The organism is Oceanobacillus sp. FSL W7-1281, from assembly GCF_037969835.1.
GTDB lineage: Bacteria > Bacillota > Bacilli > Bacillales > Amphibacillaceae > Oceanobacillus > Oceanobacillus oncorhynchi.
In genome coordinates, this window is record NZ_CP150214.1 from 3,335,635 (window position 1) to 3,356,149 (window position 20,515).

General features: G+C 41.9%; 16 protein-coding genes and 3 rRNA genes. 6 read left to right on the forward strand and 13 right to left on the reverse strand.

Annotated elements, in window-relative coordinates; translation table 11 throughout:
* Window positions 1-12 precede the first annotated feature (12 nt).
* The 3 genes from MKX55_RS16470 to trmB form a co-directional block, all read right to left on the reverse strand.
* Window positions 13-1,200, reverse strand: a complete 1,188-nt coding sequence (locus MKX55_RS16470) for a hypothetical protein (protein WP_339233542.1) — start codon at window positions 1,198-1,200, stop codon at window positions 13-15.
* Between the two features lie 566 nt (window positions 1,201-1,766).
* Window positions 1,767-3,032 carry a uracil permease gene (gene uraA, locus MKX55_RS16475; protein WP_339238553.1) on the reverse strand — a complete coding sequence of 422 codons (1,266 nt, stop codon included), beginning with the start codon at window positions 3,030-3,032 and terminating at the stop codon, window positions 1,767-1,769.
* Window positions 3,033-3,417: 385 nt separating this feature from the next.
* Window positions 3,418-4,059 (reverse strand): tRNA (guanosine(46)-N7)-methyltransferase TrmB, encoded by a 642-nt coding sequence (gene trmB, locus MKX55_RS16480; protein ID WP_339233544.1) that lies wholly within the window; start codon window positions 4,057-4,059, stop codon window positions 3,418-3,420.
* A gap of 89 nt (window positions 4,060-4,148) precedes the next feature.
* Here trmB and MKX55_RS16485 point away from each other — a divergent pair, with 89 nt between their 5' ends.
* A complete protein-coding gene (locus MKX55_RS16485) occupies window positions 4,149-4,430 on the forward strand; it encodes a YtzH-like family protein (protein WP_339178816.1) in 282 nt (93 codons plus the stop codon).
* 16 nt (window positions 4,431-4,446) lie between these two features.
* On the opposite strand, the gene MKX55_RS16490 is transcribed toward MKX55_RS16485, so the two are convergent.
* The 6 genes from MKX55_RS16490 to MKX55_RS16515 form a co-directional block, all read right to left on the reverse strand.
* Window positions 4,447-5,265, reverse strand: a complete 819-nt coding sequence (locus MKX55_RS16490) for a phosphotransferase family protein (protein ID WP_042535584.1) — start codon at window positions 5,263-5,265, stop codon at window positions 4,447-4,449.
* Between the two features lie 319 nt (window positions 5,266-5,584).
* On the reverse strand, window positions 5,585-6,490 hold the full coding sequence (locus MKX55_RS16495) for a YegS/Rv2252/BmrU family lipid kinase (RefSeq protein WP_339233546.1): 906 nt from the start codon (window positions 6,488-6,490) through the stop codon (window positions 5,585-5,587).
* A 7-nt stretch (window positions 6,491-6,497) separates the two neighbouring features.
* Complete coding sequence (locus MKX55_RS16500) at window positions 6,498-7,439, reverse strand: nuclease-related domain-containing protein (protein WP_339178822.1); 942 nt, start codon at window positions 7,437-7,439, stop codon at window positions 6,498-6,500.
* A gap of 104 nt (window positions 7,440-7,543) precedes the next feature.
* Window positions 7,544-8,119, reverse strand: coding sequence for an RNA 2',3'-cyclic phosphodiesterase (thpR, locus tag MKX55_RS16505; RefSeq protein ID WP_339233548.1), 576 nt, complete (start codon window positions 8,117-8,119; stop codon window positions 7,544-7,546).
* A 12-nt stretch (window positions 8,120-8,131) separates the two neighbouring features.
* Window positions 8,132-8,857 carry a pseudouridine synthase gene (locus MKX55_RS16510; protein WP_339233549.1) on the reverse strand — a complete coding sequence of 242 codons (726 nt, stop codon included), beginning with the start codon at window positions 8,855-8,857 and terminating at the stop codon, window positions 8,132-8,134.
* 11 nt (window positions 8,858-8,868) lie between these two features.
* Entirely contained in the window at window positions 8,869-10,488 is a 1,620-nt protein-coding gene (locus MKX55_RS16515) for a polysaccharide biosynthesis protein (protein WP_339178827.1), read from the reverse strand.
* Between the two features lie 255 nt (window positions 10,489-10,743).
* Between MKX55_RS16515 and MKX55_RS16520 the strand changes: the two genes are divergently transcribed.
* The 5 genes from MKX55_RS16520 (at window position 10,744) to MKX55_RS16540 (ending at window position 14,674) form a co-directional block, all read left to right on the forward strand.
* Complete coding sequence (locus MKX55_RS16520) at window positions 10,744-12,015, forward strand: NAD(P)/FAD-dependent oxidoreductase (protein WP_193064374.1); 1,272 nt, start codon at window positions 10,744-10,746, stop codon at window positions 12,013-12,015.
* Window positions 12,016-12,131: 116 nt separating this feature from the next.
* Window positions 12,132-12,326: a hypothetical protein gene (locus MKX55_RS16525; RefSeq protein WP_042535593.1), complete on the forward strand. Its 195-nt coding sequence runs from the start codon at window positions 12,132-12,134 to the stop codon at window positions 12,324-12,326.
* A 225-nt stretch (window positions 12,327-12,551) separates the two neighbouring features.
* Window positions 12,552-13,721 carry a dicarboxylate/amino acid:cation symporter gene (locus tag MKX55_RS16530; RefSeq protein ID WP_339178833.1) on the forward strand — a complete coding sequence of 390 codons (1,170 nt, stop codon included), beginning with the start codon at window positions 12,552-12,554 and terminating at the stop codon, window positions 13,719-13,721.
* Window positions 13,722-13,883: 162 nt separating this feature from the next.
* On the forward strand, window positions 13,884-14,561 hold the full coding sequence (locus MKX55_RS16535) for a transposase family protein (RefSeq protein ID WP_339233550.1): 678 nt from the start codon (window positions 13,884-13,886) through the stop codon (window positions 14,559-14,561).
* On the forward strand, window positions 14,495-14,674 hold the full coding sequence (locus tag MKX55_RS16540; RefSeq protein WP_193064377.1) for a transposase: 180 nt from the start codon (window positions 14,495-14,497) through the stop codon (window positions 14,672-14,674). Before MKX55_RS16535 ends, MKX55_RS16540 begins: the two co-directional genes overlap by 67 nt.
* Before the next feature lie 204 nt (window positions 14,675-14,878).
* Here the strand turns inward: MKX55_RS16540 and rrf are convergent.
* The 4 genes from rrf to MKX55_RS16560 form a co-directional block, all read right to left on the reverse strand.
* A 5S ribosomal RNA gene (gene rrf / locus MKX55_RS16545) occupies window positions 14,879-14,994 on the reverse strand.
* Window positions 14,995-15,064: 70 nt separating this feature from the next.
* Window positions 15,065-17,986: ribosomal RNA gene (locus MKX55_RS16550) — 23S ribosomal RNA — on the reverse strand.
* Between the two features lie 197 nt (window positions 17,987-18,183).
* Window positions 18,184-19,745 (reverse strand): 16S ribosomal RNA (locus MKX55_RS16555).
* Together the 16S, 23S and 5S rRNA genes form the textbook arrangement of a ribosomal RNA operon.
* Before the next feature lie 460 nt (window positions 19,746-20,205).
* Complete coding sequence (locus MKX55_RS16560) at window positions 20,206-20,514, reverse strand: rhodanese-like domain-containing protein (RefSeq protein WP_339233551.1); 309 nt, start codon at window positions 20,512-20,514, stop codon at window positions 20,206-20,208.
* Between the last annotated feature and the right edge of the window lies 1 nt (window position 20,515).

The following is a 20,515-nucleotide window of genomic DNA, read 5'->3' on the forward strand; positions in this document are numbered from 1 at the left end:
TCCTCCCTCAATCTACAAGAAACTGACAAATACTCCTGCTAGTATAACAGATACAATCGTTACGGTCACAAATCCGCCAACCAGCATCGGCGGGAGCATGTGGCTCGTCAATATTTCTCTTTCCTTCGTATCCTTCGTCAAGGAGTTGATTACCTCATTGGTAATTACATAATCCGCCGGGAAGCCGTAGAAGGCAGTTAAGGATATTGCATATGCCATTGCCTTACTGACCTTAAACAGCCTGCCAACGATAAAGGAGAAGATATACATTCCGATGACAGCTAAAAGAATACTTCCGACTAATAAATAGATAATATCAAGCATCATATCCGGGGTAGCATTTCTTAATCCGTCAAGAATATAAAGCATCAGCCCCAACATCGCAAAACCAAATCCGTTTGCCTTCTGCAGCGCCTGCTTCTCCAAGAAACCGGCACTTCTGCCGATAACACCGAATAACAGACAAAGGACCATCGGACTGACAGATACGATTGGCTCCAGCCATGCAGATATCTGATAAGCAAGGAACCCGGTAACAGCTAATCTAAAAAATATAAAATAACTGGTATTATATTGTTCCGGAAGATTCCTAAATAACTTTGCGCCTTCATATTCTTCAGCTGCGATTTTATTCGATGTGCCAGCTTCCTTTAATTCGCCGCTGCGTATTTTATTCAATAACTGCTTTCCTTCTTTTTTCAGCATTACAGATGTTAAAGGATAACCAGCAAACCCCTGCATGACATAAATAACGATTGCAAATACAGATAAGCTTACCAGACCTGCTTCTGCAGCGCCCTCTGACATAATCAGTGAAGACACCAGTCCTCCCACTAACGGCGGAACGGCGACAACCATAGCCTGAAACCCGAAAAGCAAGGTGCCAAAGCTAAGCAGGAAGGCAACAACGCCTAAAACACCGCCGAGAGCGATTAAAATCGTACGCCATTGCTGCTTCAGCTCTTTTAAGGATAAAAGTGTCCCCATATTTACAATTAGCATGTACATCAGCACTGTAGCAACTACAGGAGGTATACCTGCTATTTCAACTATATCCTGCGGGAAAAAGGTCCAATAGCCGGCTAAAAACAGAACGGCACAGACAAAAATCGACGGTACCCAAGCCTTGGTTTTGGCAGCAACCACGTCTCCAATATATAAAATCAATACAATAAGAACTAATGCAAGCATTTGTGCCATGTTCATTCATCCTCCAATAATTAAATTATGTTGTTCCTGCTGTCTGTTCTCTAAAAGATTATGAACATTTCTATGCCCAAAGACAATCGACGAACTGCTTAAATGGTTTCGTTATATAAAACATTCTGTGAATTCTGCTTATATTTGTTCATATATTCACATATTTTTCAGACTATTAATAGAGTTATAAATTATTTCATATTTTTGATATTCTTTTGAAAAAAATTCATAGTCTAAAGTGTAAAATGCAGTGCACAAGCGTATGAAACTGCTTCGAATCTTCTATTAATAATGAAACTATTTTAGTGATAATCGAAATATTATCACCAAACAGGTGGTTCGTCAATAAAAATTTTAACCGGCTTTCAGACTGGTATGATACGTTTCTATCCTTTTTTCTATATCAAATAGCTATTGCATAGGAATTGGTATCGCTTTCGATATTCATTGGTTATGCATACTTATTGCAAAAATTGTTATATAAAAAGAAAACTACGCTCTATATGAAATTCTCTCCAATTTCATTCGAGTGCAGTTTTCTTTCTATACTTCATTCATATATTTATTTACTTATCCTCATTTGATAAATTTAAAGCATCCAGAAGCTTTAAGAATAAGCTGATTAAGATGGCAACAATGGTCGCCAGCCCCATCCCTGTCAATTCTACTGCACCAAGTTCAATGCTGGCTCCGCTGACACCAATTGCCAATACTACACAGGTCAGGATAAGATTTTGCGAATTATTATAATCAATCTGCTGCTCTACAAGCATACGCAAACCACTTACTGCGATAATACCGAAAAGCAGTAAAGAAATACCGCCCATAACCGGTGTCGGAATAGATGAAATTAAGGCAGCAAGCTTCCCGCAGAAGGAAAGAATAACGGCTAACACTGCAGCCCCGCCGATAATCCACGTAGAATATACTCTGGTAATCGCAAGGACCCCAATATTTTCACCATAGGTTGTATTTGGTGTCGATCCGAAAAAGCTGGAAAGCATTGTAGAAATACCATTACCAAATAAAGAACGGTCTAAGCCGGGATCCTTTACCATATCCTTCTTCACAATATTACCTGTAACTACTAAATGTCCAATGTGTTCAGGCACAAGTACAAGCGCGGCCGGTAAAATAATAAGGATGTCAGACCAGTTAAACTCAATCTGATAATAGGTCGGCATTTGAATCCAGGCAGCCTCCCGTACGGAGGTAAAATCTACAATTCCAAACATCGCCGCTATCAGATAACCAGTTACTATACCGAGTAGAATCGGTATAATTTTCAGGAATCCTCTTAAAGTCACCCAATAAACGATGGTTGCCCCTAACGTCAGCAAGGATACCGTTATCGCAGTCATATCTCTCGGCGCATCCGCTGCAGGCAATAATCCAGCCATATCTGCTGCTGTAGGCACAAGCTCCAACCCAATAACGGCTACAATGGCTCCCATCGCTGCCGGCGGGAAAATAACATCAATCCAGCTTGTACCCGCATATTTGACAATCACTCCAATAATCGTCAAGACAAGGCCCACTACGAAGAAACCGCCTAAAGCGGCACCATAACCTCCCCCGTCTGTCAGAACCAGCGTAACCGGTGCGATAAAAGCAAAGCTCGATCCTAAATAAGCAGGAATTTTCCCTTTCGTTATAAAGATATACAGCAGTGTGCCAAACCCATTCATCATTAAAATGGTTGCTGGATCTACGTTAAATAAAAGCGGTACTAAAACCGTGGAGCCAAACATCGCAAATAAATGCTGCAGGCTTAAAGGCAAGCTCTGTAATAATGGCAGCCGTTCATGTACTTGTATTTCTCTTGATTTCATCAATACCTGTCCCTTCTGTATGTATTCTATATCCAATTGCTCTCTAGCTAAAAAACACCTTACCAGTCCGGGGGTAAGGTGTCAGAATATACAAAGGAACATTATCCATTAAATATATATTCCAAAAGGATGATAAAAAAGACCATCGAAATCTTCAACATCATTTTTATTAAGCTTTGGAAACTTCTCTTTAAAGGACATATTTATTTTGCTTTATCCGTATTCCTTACCAGCCTCGCGGGACTGAATTAAAGGTTCATCATATCCATTCATATCGTATATATTATGACAAATAAACAGAAGTACTGTCAATCATTTATTTTCATCCTCTGGAACTTAAACGCATCTTGCACTGGAAGACTTGCTAATCATCAAGCTTCCTTTATTAAGATGAAAATTGTGCTGTACAGCGATAGATGACATGTCCCATGGAAGCGAATTTTTCTTCATACTCTGTCTTCACATTCGTTTCATCCTCGATAGCATGCAGGTCCAGATTCACTTCAATCAGCTTCATCCCATAGTTGGAAAAGCTGACTAATGAATATTCAAATAACCCGCGATTATCGGTTTTGAGAACGATTTGACCGGATTCCGGCAGAATATGCTGATATTGCTCCAAGAAGCTTCTAAAGGTCAATCGACGCTTCTCATGACGATTTTTAGGCCAAGGATCGGAGAAATTTAAATAAATCTGCCCGATTTCATTTTCTTCAAATATAGCAAGTAAATCATTCGCATTTTCATTCAAGAGGCGAATATTATCTAACGCTTCTTCATCCACTTTTTGAACTGTGGAAACAATAATACTTTTCGCTACCTCGATGCCGATAAAGTTTATATCCGGGTGCTGCTTTGCCATTCCTGTAATGAATTGCCCCTTGCCTGAACCAATTTCTACATGAATCGGATTATCGTTGCCAAAAACTTTTTTCCATTCTCCTTTATGTACGCTCGGGTTCTCTAATACAATATGATTTTTTTCTTTTAAATAATCATCTGCCCATGGTTTATATCTTTGTCTCATATACGCTTTCCTCACTTTTATTGCTTTTGATGATGTGAATAATAATGCATTATCCGTTTAAACTATGCTCAGGAACGAGGTGAAATTAGATGCAACTATCTCTGCAAAACAAACTGCAATTACTGTGTGATATTTTAGACGAGCATCAATCTGATTCCTCTGTGTCTCCGAATGAACATGCTCAGTTGGAGAGGCTCACTGCTTCCCTATTAGCTCAACAAGAATTATCTGATCAGGATATCCAGGACGTCCTGACGCGCATTTACCAATATGGCAAAGATGGGACTGCTGCATCCGATCTGACAAAACATATTGGTGATCATCAGGATCAGTTTCAGCATTGGATCAATACGGTCCAGCAAAATCTCTGATTGATATCCCGATGTGCTAAGAAACAATAAAATCTTTAATGGATTGGTTGATTTCCTGTAATTCCTTCAATCTTTGCTGGACTTTCCCTTTCTCATTACGGTCAAAGTGCCAGCATAAGAATTGGAGGTTGTCCTGCAGGAGATACCAGTACATACGAATAAACCATTGTCTGTCCGGCTCTATTCCGTAATTGATAAGCCACTCTTTCCAATCTTCCTTTGGAATATACCATTTTAAGAGCATACCAATATCCGTTGCAGGATCAGCAATGGTTCCATTATCCCAATCAATTAAATAAATGATGTTTTCTTTTGTTAAGATTAAATTATTATGGTTCATGTCACAATGACATACTGCGAGCCTTTGGTTTCTTGTATAAGGAAGCATCATTTCCAGCAAACCAATTGCTTCCAGTACCTCTTCCCGCTCATGCATTAAGCCATTATTTTCTAATTGTAAACAAAGCTGGGTGAAGCTTTCATCTGAGGTTACCGGTTTTTTCCCCATTTTTAACAGCATATGCATTAATTCCGAGGAATGATGTATTTTATACAATAAATCAGCCACAGATTGCTGCTTCATTTCTTCTTCATTCAAAGAACGCCCTTCCAGCCATTCTTGAGCGGTAATAACATCACCATTTTCTATTCGCTTTGTCCAAATAAGCTTTGGTACAATTCCTTCCGCAGAGAGTACAGCTAAGAAAGGCGATGTGTTCCGTTTCAAAAACAATCGCTTCCCATTTTTTTCAGCTATAAATGCCTCGCCGGTCAAACCTCCAGCCGGTCTGACAAGCCACCCTGTACCTAAAGCATGTTCGAGCCAGTTAATCATAATGTCTTCCCATCTTTCAAAATTAGCATTCAAGTGCGTGTTCAAGAAACATCCGAAAAATCTTTATTCATCAATAGACCATTCTTGCTTTTTATCTGGTTATAAATCAGATAGACAAGCAATCCTTCTCTATTTCCGATAAATAATATGATTCTTTTTCATGTGTTAAGTCTTTATTGTATCTAGAAATGATCAAAATTACAATATCTACATGCATTATCAATAATATTAAAATATAATAAAATTTCAATCAATCTGCTTTTTGTACTATTTATCACGGAGAATCGTCCGTAAATCTCCCACTGAATGAAGTTTCTATTTATATAATATGTACTGCCCGTTTATCCTTTGTAATCAGACAAGTACGGAGGCTTCCAGTTTCTCCATCTGCCTGATAGCGGACTGGTGAATCAGCCTCTATCACCAGCTCCTTCGTCCGAAATAATTCTACTTCCTTTAAAAAACGATGCAGGCCAAAAATAATCAGCAGGAATAATAATAGAATTTTCTTTCTGGATATCTGATGAACAATCAGGATGGACAGATATTCCTGATGCATGGCTGCATGCGGCACTACCTTTAATCCGCCGCCGCAATAGGGATGATTTGCTGCAGAAATGAGCCAGACATTTTTCAATGTCCTTACCTTTCCATCATATTTCAAACGAATATCCATCGGTTGAAAGCTCCAGATTACCCGGATTAATGCGATCAGATAAATTAACTTCCCCAACCTCAGACGATTAAGCCAGCCCTTTAATCGAGATTTATTTGCTTCTTCTGTCGTTATTGCATCTATCCCGACACCGATACTATTAATAAACCTTTTATTCTCGTTGTTGTCCAGTTGAACCCTGCCATTCCAATAGATGTACCTATCCGGATTTGAAATGATTTTCTGCCATTGGTTCTCTGCTTTCTGGTTTTGACCGGTCCCTCTGGCAAAATCATTTCCAGAACCGGCCGGAATAAAAGAAATCGGCACTTCTTGGTTAACCCAGCCGTTCATTACTTCATGCATGGTTCCGTCTCCGCCGATAACGATAACATGCTTTATCCTTCTATCCTTGGAATAATTTGCAGCAATCACTTTGCCCTCCCCAGGTGCGTCAGTAAATAAAGTTTTTTGTTCGATGCTGTGAAAACTTTCCATCTTTTGAATACGCTCAAAGGCCTGCTTTGCTCTCCCATTCCCAGCATGGGGATTCACAATCAATAAATACATCCTCAGCTTACTCCGCTTCCCATTCCGGTCTCAGAAAAGAATGCGATAAGCTGTTTCTTAACAAGGATTCAGCCACACTGAGCTGTCTCTTTTTCAGTGGTAAATGAATCGATCGCTTCTCTTGAAACCATTCCGGGAATGAGAGCTTATCGATAATTTCTGTCTGGTAAGGTGCTGTAGCATATAAAATACGATTAATCCTGGATATCACTGTTTTTTTAATCGGAATATCGATATTTTCTTCCTTCAGAAAACGTTCAATCCATTTTTCCGACCGTTTTAATGAGATTAATGGATTGACCAGCCGGCCGGGCTCTTCATTATTTTTAGCAGTAATGGTCCAGGTACGTTCATCTCCGGCCATAATCACTTCGTCTGTATCCAGTTCGACAAATGATAGTATTTCTACTCCAATTGGTGTGATAAGTATAATATCTGTCTCCACAGCCGCTTGCTTCACTTCAAAAATAGGACGGTACATCACAAGATATGTATCCGGAAAGCGCTGCAGCAAAAATCGTAATAATGGATCATTATAATAATTCGAATCAACAACCGAAACCTGCGAAACAGTGGATGACGCCCATTTCATCTGAATTTCCAATATGCGATCCAGAAAAACCTGCTTTAATTCCTCTTCTGTATCAGGAAGCTTTAATAACGGTTTATTCCGTTTTACGATTTCTTCGTCTGGAGTCAAATCCTCTACAACAACCGGTGATTTGATAAATCGTTCTTTCCATTTTTGCAGCAGTGAATTTTTTTCCTTTACCTCTTCTGTTTCCGGCTGCACTTCTTCTTTGACCTTCTCCTTAAGAGAAGGGTCAAGCCATTCCGAATAGAACCGTTCCCACTGTTCTTTCTTTTGTCTGATATATTGAGCAGGGTAACGATAGGTATCCCACTCATATCTGGAAATATAATCCTGTAGCTTAATTAACTGTGCCATCTATCCTGTTCTCTCCTTTTTCTCATCAGAAAACCTGCTACGCTTCTAGTTGTCATTGAAAAGTCTGCAAACTGCCTCTTCACACACATATTTGTAAATGAGATTCAGCTAAATGACTCATGACGCAATGGAAAACGCTGAATAATTTCATATTTCGGAGTGGAAGAAGGATGTACCTTGTATAGCTCCACCGCATCCACGTTAAATGCTTCTGCCAGGGAAGGCATATCGGATATTATTTTATTCCAACTGTCTTCTGTTACGGTTTTCTTTTGATCTGCCCATTTCTTAGCGATAGTAATATGCGGAGTATACGCTCTCTTCTCTTTTTTATATCCGATGATTTCGCAGATCTGTACTACTTGCTGCTGTATGCGGTTCAACATTGGATTACTTTCCACCCCCAGCCATAAAACCCTTGGCTGATGCTTATTTCCAAAAGTACCTAAACCGCTTCTGTTTAAATCAAATGATGTGTGAGCTGTGATAGAATAAAGCTCATTCCGAAGAGTTTCTATCGACTTTTCGTCCACTTCTCCTAAAAAAACAAGCGTAATATGAAAATCTTCCTTATCTGTCCATTGCTTATAAGGAAGATACTGCATGAAATGCTTCTGCCGTTCTGCCAGCTGCTCTGCCAACACTGGCTTCACCTGGATACCTATAAAATAATGAGACATGGTCATAACTCCTTATTTTTTTAAACTGTAGCAATAAGCTACTTCCTCCTCGGTCAGCGGGCGGTAAGCTCCCCGCGCCAATTGGTCATCCAGGGTTAATTCTCCCATTCGATGTCGCTTTAAATAGATAACCTTCCCCTGAACCGCTTCAAACATCCGTTTAATCTGATGAAATTTTCCTTCCGTAATTTCTATTTGTACTTCAGAAACTCCCGATTCTTCATCTACAGATAATATTTCCAGTTTAGCTGGTTTAGTAAAGTAACCATCTTCCAGCGTAACTCCATCAGCAAATTGTTGGATTACATCCTGAGGCAGCTCGCCCTTTACCTTGGCACGATACATTTTCGGTACATTTTTATTCGGAGAAGTCAGATGGTGGCCTAAGTCTCCATCATTCGTAATTAATAATAAACCTTCTGTATCTTTATCCAGCCTCCCTACTGGGAAAGGCTGAAAATGCCTTTCCTGTTCGGATAACAAGTCAATGACCGTCTTATCCTTTGCATCGGTCGTTGCCGATACAACTCCGGGAGGCTTGTGAAGCATCAAATAAATAAATTCCTGATAAATGACAGGATATCCATCCACATGGATACTGTCTGAATCTGGATTTATCTTTATCGAACCGTCTTTGACCACATGATTATTTAAAGTGACTTTTTTCGCTTTTAACAGCTGTTTTACTTCTTTCCTGCTTCCCACAGCCATGTTTGCCAATAATTTATCTAATCGCATAGGAGAACTCCTTATTTTTTGCGTTTCAATCGATTTAAGCCTGGTATATTCCCTTGAAAGATATGTTCTAACAATGTTGATTTATACGCTAAAAATAGATAGAACAATCCGCCTGCAGATATACCGATAAAAAGCATTATCGTCGTTGCCCAGCGTTCTTCCTGGTACGGCAGAACGAAGCTGAAACCAAATTTTAATACTGCAATAACGAAGCACATCATTCCTGTAAAAATCAAAATTAAGATTGTTCGCTTTATCGTTTGTTTGTAAGAAAAATCAGCACTTTTTCTTATTCGAATCAAATTCAGCAAAACAGCGATTCCTGCTGCAATTGCCGTACCTAAAATGGCCCCTTGTCCGCCGAACATATGAATAAACTGACTGTTGAATAATACTTTTACCAAAAGACCGGCCAATAAGCTGATAACCGCATAATTTTGCTGATCCAGCCCCTGCAGCATCCCCGCTGTTACTGTAATCAAGCCAAAGAGCAATGCCACTGGAGCATATAAAGCCATCAATTTCCCTGTAATTTCAATGTCTTCCAGCGTAAATAACGAGCCAAAAATTTCATCGGAAAGAATTGCAATTCCTGCAGCTGCCGGAATGACAAATACCATGATAACCTGTAAAGCCTGGTTAATTAGTTTTGTATAAGTAGTTTGATCATTTTGTGTAAAAGCATTCGTTAACGATGGCAGCATCGCCATAGATAACCCTGTAGCGATAGTCATCGGTATAATAACTATTTTATGTCCCAAGTTATTGATAACAGCTAATTCTGTATCATATGTCGCTCCTCTGCCGCTGGCAACCATGGCAGGCTGAAATGTAAACTGATCAACAAGCTGATATAGCGGGATAGCTAGACCAACTAATACAAATGGACCGGCATATCGAAATAATTCCTTAAATAAATCGATCGTGCGAAAATCATGTGTCGTCTTCTGGTTTGCAATTTTCTTATCAATAAACGGCTTTCTTTTTCTCCAATACCAGAAAAGAACCAAACAAGCTGCCAGGGCGCCGATTAAAGCTGCAAATGCAGCAAAGCCTACTGCTAAAGTAATCGACCCGTTAAAGTAATTTACAATAATATAAGAGCCCAGCAGAATAGCAATGACGCGCACAATTTGTTCTATGGTCTGGGAGATAGCAGTCGGTCCCATCGATTGGTTTCCCTGAAAAAAACCTCGTACAATACTCATTGCCGGAATAACAATCAGTGCAAAGCTGACCATCCGAATAACAAAAGCAATATCATCCGGAGTTATTGGTCCGCCTTCTCCTTTAATTTGCCGTGCTCCTATCCAATCAGCCGATAAAAACATAACAAGAAATGCAATAATCCCAGTGACAAGCATTAATGCGCTGCCAGCTCGAAACATCCGCATCCCAATTTGATAATCCCCTAAAGCATTATATTTGGATACAAATTTTGATACTGCCGCCGGAATCCCGACTGTGGATAAACTAATAAAAATACTGTAAGGTGTGTACGCATATACAAACAGCGCATTACCTGTCGTACCAACGATTGCAAAAAACGGGATAACAAAAATCATTCCTAAAAACTTGGACAGGAACGACGCACCTGATAAAAGCATCGTTCCTCGTAGCATATTTGACATTGTAACTTTTTCACCTACAATTAGATTAATAAAATAGATTGCTTTATTTTAGCACTTCCTATTAATTTTAGCATACTTTTTGTCTGCATTGCTTGATTTAATCTGCTAAAAAACGACAAATAAATTTCGTTTCATTCTATTACATCCTAAGCAGCCTTCATTTCCCTTATGATATATAGAAGAATTTTTTATCAGGATTGTACATTTTTATAGAAAGTGCTACGATACGGAAGGAAAAGAAAGGAATGAGAAACCTTGGATTATGATGTTGTCGTCATCGGCGGAGGACCATCTGGATTAATGGCAGCTATATCTGCAGCAGAGCACGGCGCCAAAACACTGCTGATTGAAAAAGGTAAAAAACTGGGCAAGAAACTAGCCATCTCCGGTGGAGGCCGCTGTAATGTAACAAACCGTTTACCGCAGGAAGAAGTAATAAAACATATTCCTGGCAATGGTAAATTTTTATATAGTGCTTTTTCAGTATTTAATAATTATGATATTATTGATTATTTTGAAGGTCTTGGAATTGCTTTAAAGGAAGAAGATCATGGCAGAATGTTTCCCGAATCCAACAAAGCAATGGATGTGGTTAATGCACTTATTAATCAATTAAAAGAACAAGGTGTCACCGTAAAAATGAATACAAAAGCATCTGCAATAGAATATGGGGAGAATCTGCACAAGGTACACTTTGATGAAGAACCTTCTATAGAAGCTGCCGCCATCGTTCTGGCAGCAGGTGGAAAAGCGGTGCCTCACACTGGTTCGACAGGTGATGCTTATCCGTGGGCTAAAATTGCTGGTCATACGGTAACGACACTTTACCCGACAGAAGTAGCGCTCACCTCGAAAGAAGTCTTTATTAAGCAAAAAAAACTTCAAGGCTTATCTCTAAGAGATATTCGTTTAAGTGTATTAAATAAACGGGGAAAACCAATTATCACTCATCAGATGGATATGATTTTCACCCATTTCGGTATTTCCGGTCCTGCTGTTTTGCGCTGTTCCCAGTTTGTCGTTAAAGAGCTGATGCGGGGCAGAGATTCTGTAGAAATGCATCTCGATATTTTACCCGAAATAACCGAAGATGATTTATTTAAACAAATAATGCATACTCTTGAAGAGAATCCAAAAAAAGCGTTTAAAAATGCAGTTAAAGGACTGATTCCTGAACGACTTCTTGACTATTTAATGGAAACACATGACATCGGCTCTGAACAAAAATGTGCCAATATCTCGAAAAACACCATGCTTCAATTTACAAAAGATATTAAAAATTTCTCCTTCCTAGTACACGGCAGTCTTCCAATGGAAAAAGCATTTGTTACTGGCGGAGGTATTTCAATTAAAGAAATTGTACCGAACACCATGAAATCAAAAATCATGCACGGCCTATATTTTTGCGGAGAAATTTTAGATATACATGGCTATACGGGCGGATATAATATTACTTCTGCACTCGTTACCGGCAGAATAGCCGGCATGAATGCAGCCTTGGATACAACTGCAGATGCTGTTAATTAATGTCTTTCATAATTTATTTTCCTCTGGAAATAATAAACTTGTCTGAGCTGGCCATCTATCAACCGGCCAGCTTTTACTAACTGTCTTTTTCACATATGTTGAAAGGAAGGATTAGTATGGAAAAAAACTCAATTTGGCTTCCATTGGTTGCCTCTGTTGGTATTGGTGCAGCCACCTTTTACTCTATGACCAATCAACAGCAAAATGTAGGTCAGGCTTTGCAGCAAGCAGCTCCTTTTTTCAGCTCCAAACAAAAATCAGGATCAGGAAACAAGGAGACGGAAACATTAGGACCATTTGGAATGAGTTAATATCTCAGACTGGGAAGTATCCTCCGGGGTGCTTCTCTTTTCTATATTCCACAAAAATATAATGATTATGGGTTGCATTTCTAAACCATCTGAAACATATGAATAAATAGCTGACTTCCTTTATTTTCCCATTCATTTTACTTAATAAGGTCTAGCTATCATCTTAATTTTGAGTTATACTATGTCCGTTACATATTATTTACAAACCAGATTGGAGAGTTTTTTATGCAACGCTTTGGTTTATTATTTCGTATTATTATTGCGATTGCTCTCGGTATTATTGTCGGAATAATTGCAAATGATTGGCTTATTCGATTGTTCGCCACATTTAATGATATTTTTGGCGGATTCCTCAGCTTTATCATCCCGCTTATTATTTTAGGTTTTATCGCACCCGGAATTGGTTATATGGGAAAAGGAGCCGGAAAATTATTATCGATTACAGCTCTAATTGCTTATGTATCAACGATCTTCGCTGGTCTTATAGCATATACAGCTGCAAGCAATCTGTATCCATCTATTTTAAGCGGACAGTCATTAACGATGTTTAATGACCCAAGCGGCGCACTGCTGGAAGGTTTTTTGGATTTTGAGCTTCATCCGCCTTTTGAAGTAATTACCGCACTTATTCTTTCGTTTATTTTAGGAATCGGTATGGCAGCATTAAAAAATGATACATTATTAAAAGTATTTACTGATTTTCGATCTATTGTCGAATTAGTTATCAGTAAAGCAATTATTCCATTACTGCCAATTCATATTTTTGGAATCTTTGCCAACATGACACATGCAGGACAGGTAGCTTCTATTTTACAAGTATTCGCAGTTGTCTTTGTGATGATTATTCTGTTACATGTTTTATACTTAATCTTTCAGTATTCAGTTGCTGGAGCATTGAGTAAACAGAATCCTTTCCGTATGTTAAAAAACATGCTGCCGGCTTATTTCACAGCGCTTGGAACTCAATCCTCCGCTGCTACGATACCTGTTACATTAGAACAGTCCAAAAAATTAAAGGTAAAAGACAATATTGCTGATTTCACGATTCCTTTACTTGCTAATATTCATTTATCAGGAAGCACCATTACCCTGTTAAGCTGTGCAACTGCAGTTTTATTTTTACAGGGAGATTCCATCTCATTTGGATCTGTTTTCCCTTTCTTACTTGTTTTAGGAGTTACGATGATTGCAGCACCTGGGGTACCTGGCGGAGCGGTTATGGCTTCTATCGGCCTGCTTGAATCCATGTTAGGCTTCGGGCCGACAATGGTATCCTTAATGATTGCATTGTATCTTGCTCAAGACAGCTTAGGTACAGCGTGTAATGTTACCGGAGACGGAGCGATTACAAGTATAACAGATTCCATCAATAACCGATGGAACATATCTAAATAAGGAAAAAGACGAGAAGTACCATTAAACCTGGGTACTTCTCGTCTTTTTAGTATGTAATTTAAAATTCAACTATACAAAGGGGAACGAAGCAAAAAATACACTCCTTTTCCTCTCTCTGATAACCTTGAGTTGTCGAGACAAAAGGAATGGGAGAGGAAAAGAGTGCATCATCATTTTATCACAGAGTTATTAGGAATAAAAGATTCTCATGTAGATGTGTGGGATATCAGAGAAGAAGAAAGTCATTTCGTTGCAGAGTTATTCACAAAACCGCGCATGCAGAAATGTCCGTTTTGTGGAGGAAGAACCAAACGGATTCATGGTTACCGTTGGCAAAGCATTCAAGGGCCTGCTTTTACGACAAAAGAAGTTCATATTTCATTATGGAAAAGGCGTTACATTTGTGCGTTCTGTCATCGCACCTTCTATGAACATCTTCAGATGATAGACCGTTATCAACGGTGTATGGCAAGTGTTCAGACCATAGCGATGAAGCATGCAGCGGTGAGTTCCTTTCGTACGGCAGCACTGGTAACTGGTGTAACAGTGAATCGTGTTTTACGGTGGTTTGATCGGAAGGAACTAACCTCCAGTAAAATATTGCCGCGAGTCATTGCGATTGATGAATTTAAGGGCGATGCGGATGGAGAGAGGTTTCAATTGAATGTGGTCGATGTGGAGAATAGAAGAATCATCGATATCTTACCTAATCGAAAAGTAGAAACGATTGAGAAGTATCTAAAGTCTTGTGATACAGGTAAAGTAGAAATGAAATGGTGGTGGTGGATTTATCTCAAGCGTTTAAACAAGCCATTCGAAAAGCATTGGGCAATCCCCTGATTATCGCTGACCGTTTTCACTTCATGCGTCAGGTCTATTGGGCTTTGGATGAGGTGCGCCGTGAAGTTCAAAAGGAGCTTCCTAAAAAAGATCGGATTCGATTATGGAATTAAAAATTTTGAACGAATGAGAAAGAAAATTCTATGGCAACAAGAGGTCAAGCTTGTGCTGAAGCAAGCTTATAAATAAAGAGGTGGAGGAATGATTTTCCACCACCTCATTTGACATAGAACCACGCTTTTTCGTTTAGAAACAATCTTTCATATGTTTCTAAACGAAAAAAGAGCTAAGCATGATGCTTAACTCTTTTTCAATATGCCTGGCAACGTCCTACTCTCGCAGGGGGAAGCCCCCAACTACCATTGGCGCTGAAGAACTTAACTTCTGTGTTCGGCATGGGAACAGGTGTGACCTCTTCGCTCTCGCCACCAGACTTGTTCATTTATCTTGTATAGGGATTTGCACCCTGAAAACTAAATAAGAGTAACGTGACATAAAAAAACTTAGATAAGTCCTCAATCGATTAGTATCCGTCAGCTGCACGTGTCGCCACGCTTCCACCTCGGACCTATCAACCTCATCGTCTCTGAGGGATTTTACTCACTTAAAGTGATGGGAAGTTTCATCTTGAGGGGGGCTTCATGCTTAGATGCTTTCAGCACTTATCCTTACCACACGTAGCTACCCAGCAATGCTCCTGGCGGAACAACTGGTACACCAGCGGTGTGTCCATCCCGGTCCTCTCGTACTAAGGACAGCTCCTCTCAAACTTCCAACGCCCACGACGGATAGGGACCGAACTGTCTCACGACGTTCTGAACCCAGCTCGCGTACCGCTTTAATGGGCGAACAGCCCAACCCTTGGGACCGACTACAGCCCCAGGATGCGATGAGCCGACATCGAGGTGCCAAACCTCCCCGTCGATGTGAACTCTTGGGGGAGATAAGCCTGTTATCCCCGGGGTAGCTTTTATCCGTTGAGCGATGGCCCTTCCATGCGGAACCACCGGATCACTAAGCCCGACTTTCGTCCCTGCTCGACTTGTAGGTCTCGCAGTCAAGCTCCCTTCTGCCTTTACACTCTTCGAATGATTTCCAACCATTCTGAGGGAACCTTTGGGCGCCTCCGTTACCTTTTAGGAGGCGACCGCCCCAGTCAAACTGCCCGCCTGACACTGTCTCCGAACCGGATTACGGTCCTGGGTTAGAATGGTCATACAGTTAGGGTGGTATCCCACGGATGCCTCCACGTAAGCTGGCGCTCACGCTTCAAAGGCTCCCACCTATCCTGTACAAACTGCACAAACATTCCATATCAGGCTACAGTAAAGCTCCACGGGGTCTTTCCGTCCTGTCGCGGGTAATGCGCATCTTCACGCATAGTATAATTTCACCGGGTCTCTCGTTGAGACAGTGCCCAAGTCGTTGCACCTTTCGTGCGGGTCGGAACTTACCCGACAAGGAATTTCGCTACCTTAGGACCGTTATAGTTACGGCCGCCGTTTACTGGGGCTTCGGTTCAAAGCTTCGCTCCGAAGAGCTAACTCTTCCCCTTAACCTTCCAGCACCGGGCAGGTGTCAGCCCCTATACTTCGCCTTTCGGCTTCGCAGAGACCTGTGTTTTTGCTAAACAGTCGCTTGGGCCTATTCACTGCGGCTCACTCACAAGTGAGCACCCCTTCTCCCGAAGTTACGGGGTCATTTTGCCGAGTTCCTTAACGAGAGTTCTCCCGCTCACCTTAGGATTCTCTCCTCGCCTACCTGTGTCGGTTTGCGGTACGGGCACCTATGATCTAACTAGAGGCTTTTCTTGGCAGTGTGAAATCAGGAACTTCGGTACTCTATTTCCCTCCCCGTCACAGCTCAGAATCATGTCAGACGGATTTGCCTGTCTGACTTCCTCGCATGCTTGGACGCACATCCATCGGTGCGCACTCCTTATCCTCCTGCGTCCCCCCATTGCTCAAACAATCATGAGGTGGTACAGGAATATCAACCTGTTGTCCATCGCCTACGCCTGTCGGCCTCGGCTTAGGTCCCGACTAACCCTGAGAGGACGAGCCTTCCTCAGGAAACCTTAGGCATTCGGTGAAAGAGATTCTCACTCTTTTTTCGCTACTCATACCGGCATTCTCACTTCAAAGCGCTCCACCAGTCCTCACGGTCTGACTTCACTGCACTTTGAACGCTCTCCTACCATTGTTCGTAAGAACAATCCGCAGCTTCGGTGATACGTTTAGCCCCGGTACATTTTCGGCGCAGCGTCACTCGACCAGTGAGCTATTACGCACTCTTTCAATGATGGCTGCTTCTAAGCCAACATCCTGGTTGTCTGTGCAACGCCACATCCTTTTCCACTTAACGTATACTTTGGGACCTTAGCTGGCGGTCTGGGCTGTTTCCCTTTCGACTATGAACCTTATCACCCATAGTCTGACTCCCAAGTGTAAGTAACTGGCATTCGGAGTTTGACTGAATTCGGTAACCCGGTAGGGGCCCCTAGTCCAATCAGTGCTCTACCTCCAGTACTCTCTATCTTGAGGCTAGCCCTAAAGCTATTTCGGAGAGAACCAGCTATCTCTGTGTTCGATTGGAATTTCACCGCTACCCACACCTCATCCCCGCATTTTTCAACATACGTGGGTTCGGGCCTCCAGTCAGTGTTACCTGACCTTCACCCTGGACATGGGTAGATCACACAGTTTCGGGTCTACGACCGCATACTCATTCGCCCTGTTCAGACTCGCTTTCGCTACGGCTCCGTGTCTTCCACTTAACCTTGCATACGATCGTAACTCGCCGGTCCATTCTACAAAAGGTACGCCGTCACCCATTAACGGGCTTCGACTACTTGTAGGCACACGGTTTCAGGTTCTATTTCACTCCCCTCCCGGGGTGCTTTTCACCTTTCCCTCACGGTACTGGTTCACTATCGGTCACTAGGGAGTATTTAGCCTTGGGAGATGGTCCTCCCGGATTCCGACGGAATTCCACGTGTTCCGCCGTACTCAGGATACACTCCGGAGGAAATTCTTTTTCGATTACAGGGCTGTTACCCTCTTTGGCTGACCTTTCCAGATCGATTCATCTAAAGAATTTCTTTGTCACTCCAATGGAATGTCCTACAACCCCAAGAAGCAAGCTTCTTGGTTTGGGCTCTTTCCGTTTCGCTCGCCGCTACTCAGGAAATCGATGTTTCTTTCTCTTCCTCCAGGTACTGAGATGTTTCAGTTCCCCGGGTCTGCCTCACCTATCCTATGTATTCAGATAGATGTACTGTTCCATTACGAACAGTGGGTTCCCCCATTCGGAAATCCTCGGATATAATGTTTACTTACAACTCCCCGAGGCATATCGGTGTTAGTCCCGTCCTTCATCGGCTCCTAGTGCCAAGGCATCCACCGTGCGCCCTTATTCACTTAACTAAAGTTTTTGAATAAGATGGCTGATTACAGAATGTAATCAGTTGTGTCGCTATATCAATAGCTTTTTTGCCTTATTTTTAAAGTTTGATGTCGTTGTTACTCTTATTTAGTTTTCAAGGTACAAGCTTCCTTTGAGAGAATTGCTCTCTCAAAACTGAACCAAACAACCACGTACGAATTCCGTTATATATCCTTAGAAAGGAGGTGATCCAGCCGCACCTTCCGATACGGCTACCTTGTTACGACTTCACCCCAATCATTCGTCCCACCTTCGGCGGCTGGCTCCAAAAGGTTACCTCACCGACTTCGGGTGTTACGAACTCTCGTGGTGTGACGGGCGGTGTGTACAAGACCCGGGAACGTATTCACCGCGGCATGCTGATCCGCGATTACTAGCGATTCCGGCTTCATGCAGGCGAGTTGCAGCCTGCAATCCGAACTGAGAACGGTTTTATGGGATTTGCTGGACCTCGCGGGTTCGCTTCCCTTTGTTCCGTCCATTGTAGCACGTGTGTAGCCCAGGTCATAAGGGGCATGATGATTTGACGTCATCCCCACCTTCCTCCGGTTTGTCACCGGCAGTCACCTTAGAGTGCCCAACTGAATGCTGGCAACTAAGATTAAGGGTTGCGCTCGTTGCGGGACTTAACCCAACATCTCACGACACGAGCTGACGACAACCATGCACCACCTGTCACTTTGTCCCCGAAGGGAAAACTCTATCTCTAGAGTGGTCAAAGGATGTCAAGACCTGGTAAGGTTCTTCGCGTTGCTTCGAATTAAACCACATGCTCCACCGCTTGTGCGGGTCCCCGTCAATTCTTTTGAGTTTCAGCCTTGCGGCCGTACTCCCCAGGCGGAGTGCTTAATGCGTTAACTTCAGCACTAAGGGGCGGAAACCCCCTAACACCTAGCACTCATCGTTTACGGCGTGGACTACCAGGGTATCTAATCCTGTTCGCTCCCCACGCTTTCGCTCCTCAGCGTCAGTTACAGACCAGAGAGTCGCCTTCGCCACTGGTGTTCCTCCACATCTCTACGCATTTCACCGCTACACGTGGAATTCCACTCTCCTCTTCTGCACTCAAGTCCTCCAGTTTCCAATGCACGTTTGCGGTTGAGCCGCAAGATTTCACATCAGACTTAAAGAACCGCCTGCGAGCGCTTTACGCCCAATAATTCCGGACAACGCTTGCCACCTACGTATTACCGCGGCTGCTGGCACGTAGTTAGCCGTGGCTTTCTGGTCAGGTACCGTCAAGGTACGATCAGTTACTATCATACTTGTTCTTCCCTGACAACAGAGTTTTACGATCCGAAAACCTTCATCACTCACGCGGCGTTGCTCCGTCAGACTTTCGTCCATTGCGGAAGATTCCCTACTGCTGCCTCCCGTAGGAGTCTGGGCCGTGTCTCAGTCCCAGTGTGGCCGATCACCCTCTCAGGTCGGCTACGCATCGTCGCCTTGGTGAGCCGTTACCTCACCAACTAGCTAATGCGCCGCAGGCCCATCTGTAAGTGACAGCAAAAGCCGCCTTTCAACTTTCCATCAGGTGATAGAAAGTGTTATCCGGTATTAGCTCGCGTTTCCGCGAGTTATCCCAGTCTTACAGGCAGGTTGCCTACGTGTTACTCACCCGTCCGCCGCTCGTTCCACGAACTTCCCTCCGAAGAGTTCCGTTCGCTTCCCGCGCTCGACTTGCATGTATTAGGCACGCCGCCAGCGTTCGTCCTGAGCCAAGATCAAACTCTCCATAAAAGTGTTTGAAACTTTAGCTTTCAGAAGTCAACTTCTGACTTATTTTTTAAGAAAAACGAGGTTGTCTTTCTTCTTTCGTACTGGTTGTTTTGTTCAGTTTTCAAAGAGCAATTTTGTTTGTTGCTGTTTCAAATCAGCAACTTTATTAATATATCAGATAACCAATGCTGCGTCAACGACTTTTTTATAAAATTATTTTCACAAAAGCGCTAACTCAACGCTGGAAATTTATTATAGCATTATCGACAAATTAAGTCAACACAAAACGAGAAAATTTCTTTTTATCTAATGAAGGGATTAAATAAAGCTGTATTATGTCCTTTTTTGTACTCCCTTCATTAAATTATAAATCTCGTATTGTCTGGTTACCTTACTCCTGCTCAGCATAAAAATCCCGCGGGAATTTATTTTCCCGCGGAATATCCTCTATAGAGTCTATAAATTCGTCACGCTTATGGAATTATTTAATAATAATTTCTCCATCCCACTCCAGCATTCCGCCGCTCATGTTTGATACATTAAACCCTTGCTCTTGTAAAAAAGCGGTTGCGTTATGGCTTCTTCTTCCAGACCGGCAAATCATAATATATTCCTTATCTCTATCTAATTCCTCATAAGCAGCCGGTATATCGCCTAAAGGAATATGCAAAGCATTTTCAATGATTCCTTGTGCTACTTCTTCATCTTCTCTGACATCGATCAACTGAATATTATCGTTTTCTCTGATAGTATCCACTTCTGCCGGTGTAAGCTCTTTTATATCTGCCATT

What these genes read in the sequence shown, in the direction of transcription:
- MKX55_RS16500 (WP_339178822.1), bottom strand. Translation starts at nt 7,439, where the DNA reads ATGGCACAGTTAATTAAGCTACAGGATTATATTTCCAGATATGAGTGG.
- MKX55_RS16510 (WP_339233549.1), bottom strand. Translation starts at nt 8,857, where the DNA reads ATGCGATTAGATAAATTATTGGCAAACATGGCTGTGGGAAGCAGGAAA.
- MKX55_RS16515 (WP_339178827.1), bottom strand. Translation starts at nt 10,488, where the DNA reads ATGTCAAATATGCTACGAGGAACGATGCTTTTATCAGGTGCGTCGTTC.
- MKX55_RS16560 (WP_339233551.1), bottom strand. Translation starts at nt 20,514, where the DNA reads ATGGCAGATATAAAAGAGCTTACACCGGCAGAAGTGGATACTATCAGA.
- thpR (WP_339233548.1), bottom strand. Translation starts at nt 8,119, where the DNA reads ATGTCTCATTATTTTATAGGTATCCAGGTGAAGCCAGTGTTGGCAGAG.
- MKX55_RS16495 (WP_339233546.1), bottom strand. Translation starts at nt 6,490, where the DNA reads ATGTATTTATTGATTGTGAATCCCCATGCTGGGAATGGGAGAGCAAAG.
- MKX55_RS16485 (WP_339178816.1), top strand. Translation starts at nt 4,149, where the DNA reads ATGCAACTATCTCTGCAAAACAAACTGCAATTACTGTGTGATATTTTA.
- MKX55_RS16490 (WP_042535584.1), bottom strand. Translation starts at nt 5,265, where the DNA reads ATGATTAACTGGCTCGAACATGCTTTAGGTACAGGGTGGCTTGTCAGA.
- MKX55_RS16525 (WP_042535593.1), top strand. Translation starts at nt 12,132, where the DNA reads ATGGAAAAAAACTCAATTTGGCTTCCATTGGTTGCCTCTGTTGGTATT.
- MKX55_RS16470 (WP_339233542.1), bottom strand. Translation starts at nt 1,200, where the DNA reads ATGGCACAAATGCTTGCATTAGTTCTTATTGTATTGATTTTATATATT.
- trmB (WP_339233544.1), bottom strand. Translation starts at nt 4,059, where the DNA reads ATGAGACAAAGATATAAACCATGGGCAGATGATTATTTAAAAGAAAAA.
- uraA (WP_339238553.1), bottom strand. Translation starts at nt 3,032, where the DNA reads ATGAAATCAAGAGAAATACAAGTACATGAACGGCTGCCATTATTACAG.
- MKX55_RS16530 (WP_339178833.1), top strand. Translation starts at nt 12,552, where the DNA reads ATGCAACGCTTTGGTTTATTATTTCGTATTATTATTGCGATTGCTCTC.
- MKX55_RS16540 (WP_193064377.1), top strand. Translation starts at nt 14,495, where the DNA reads ATGGTGGTGGTGGATTTATCTCAAGCGTTTAAACAAGCCATTCGAAAA.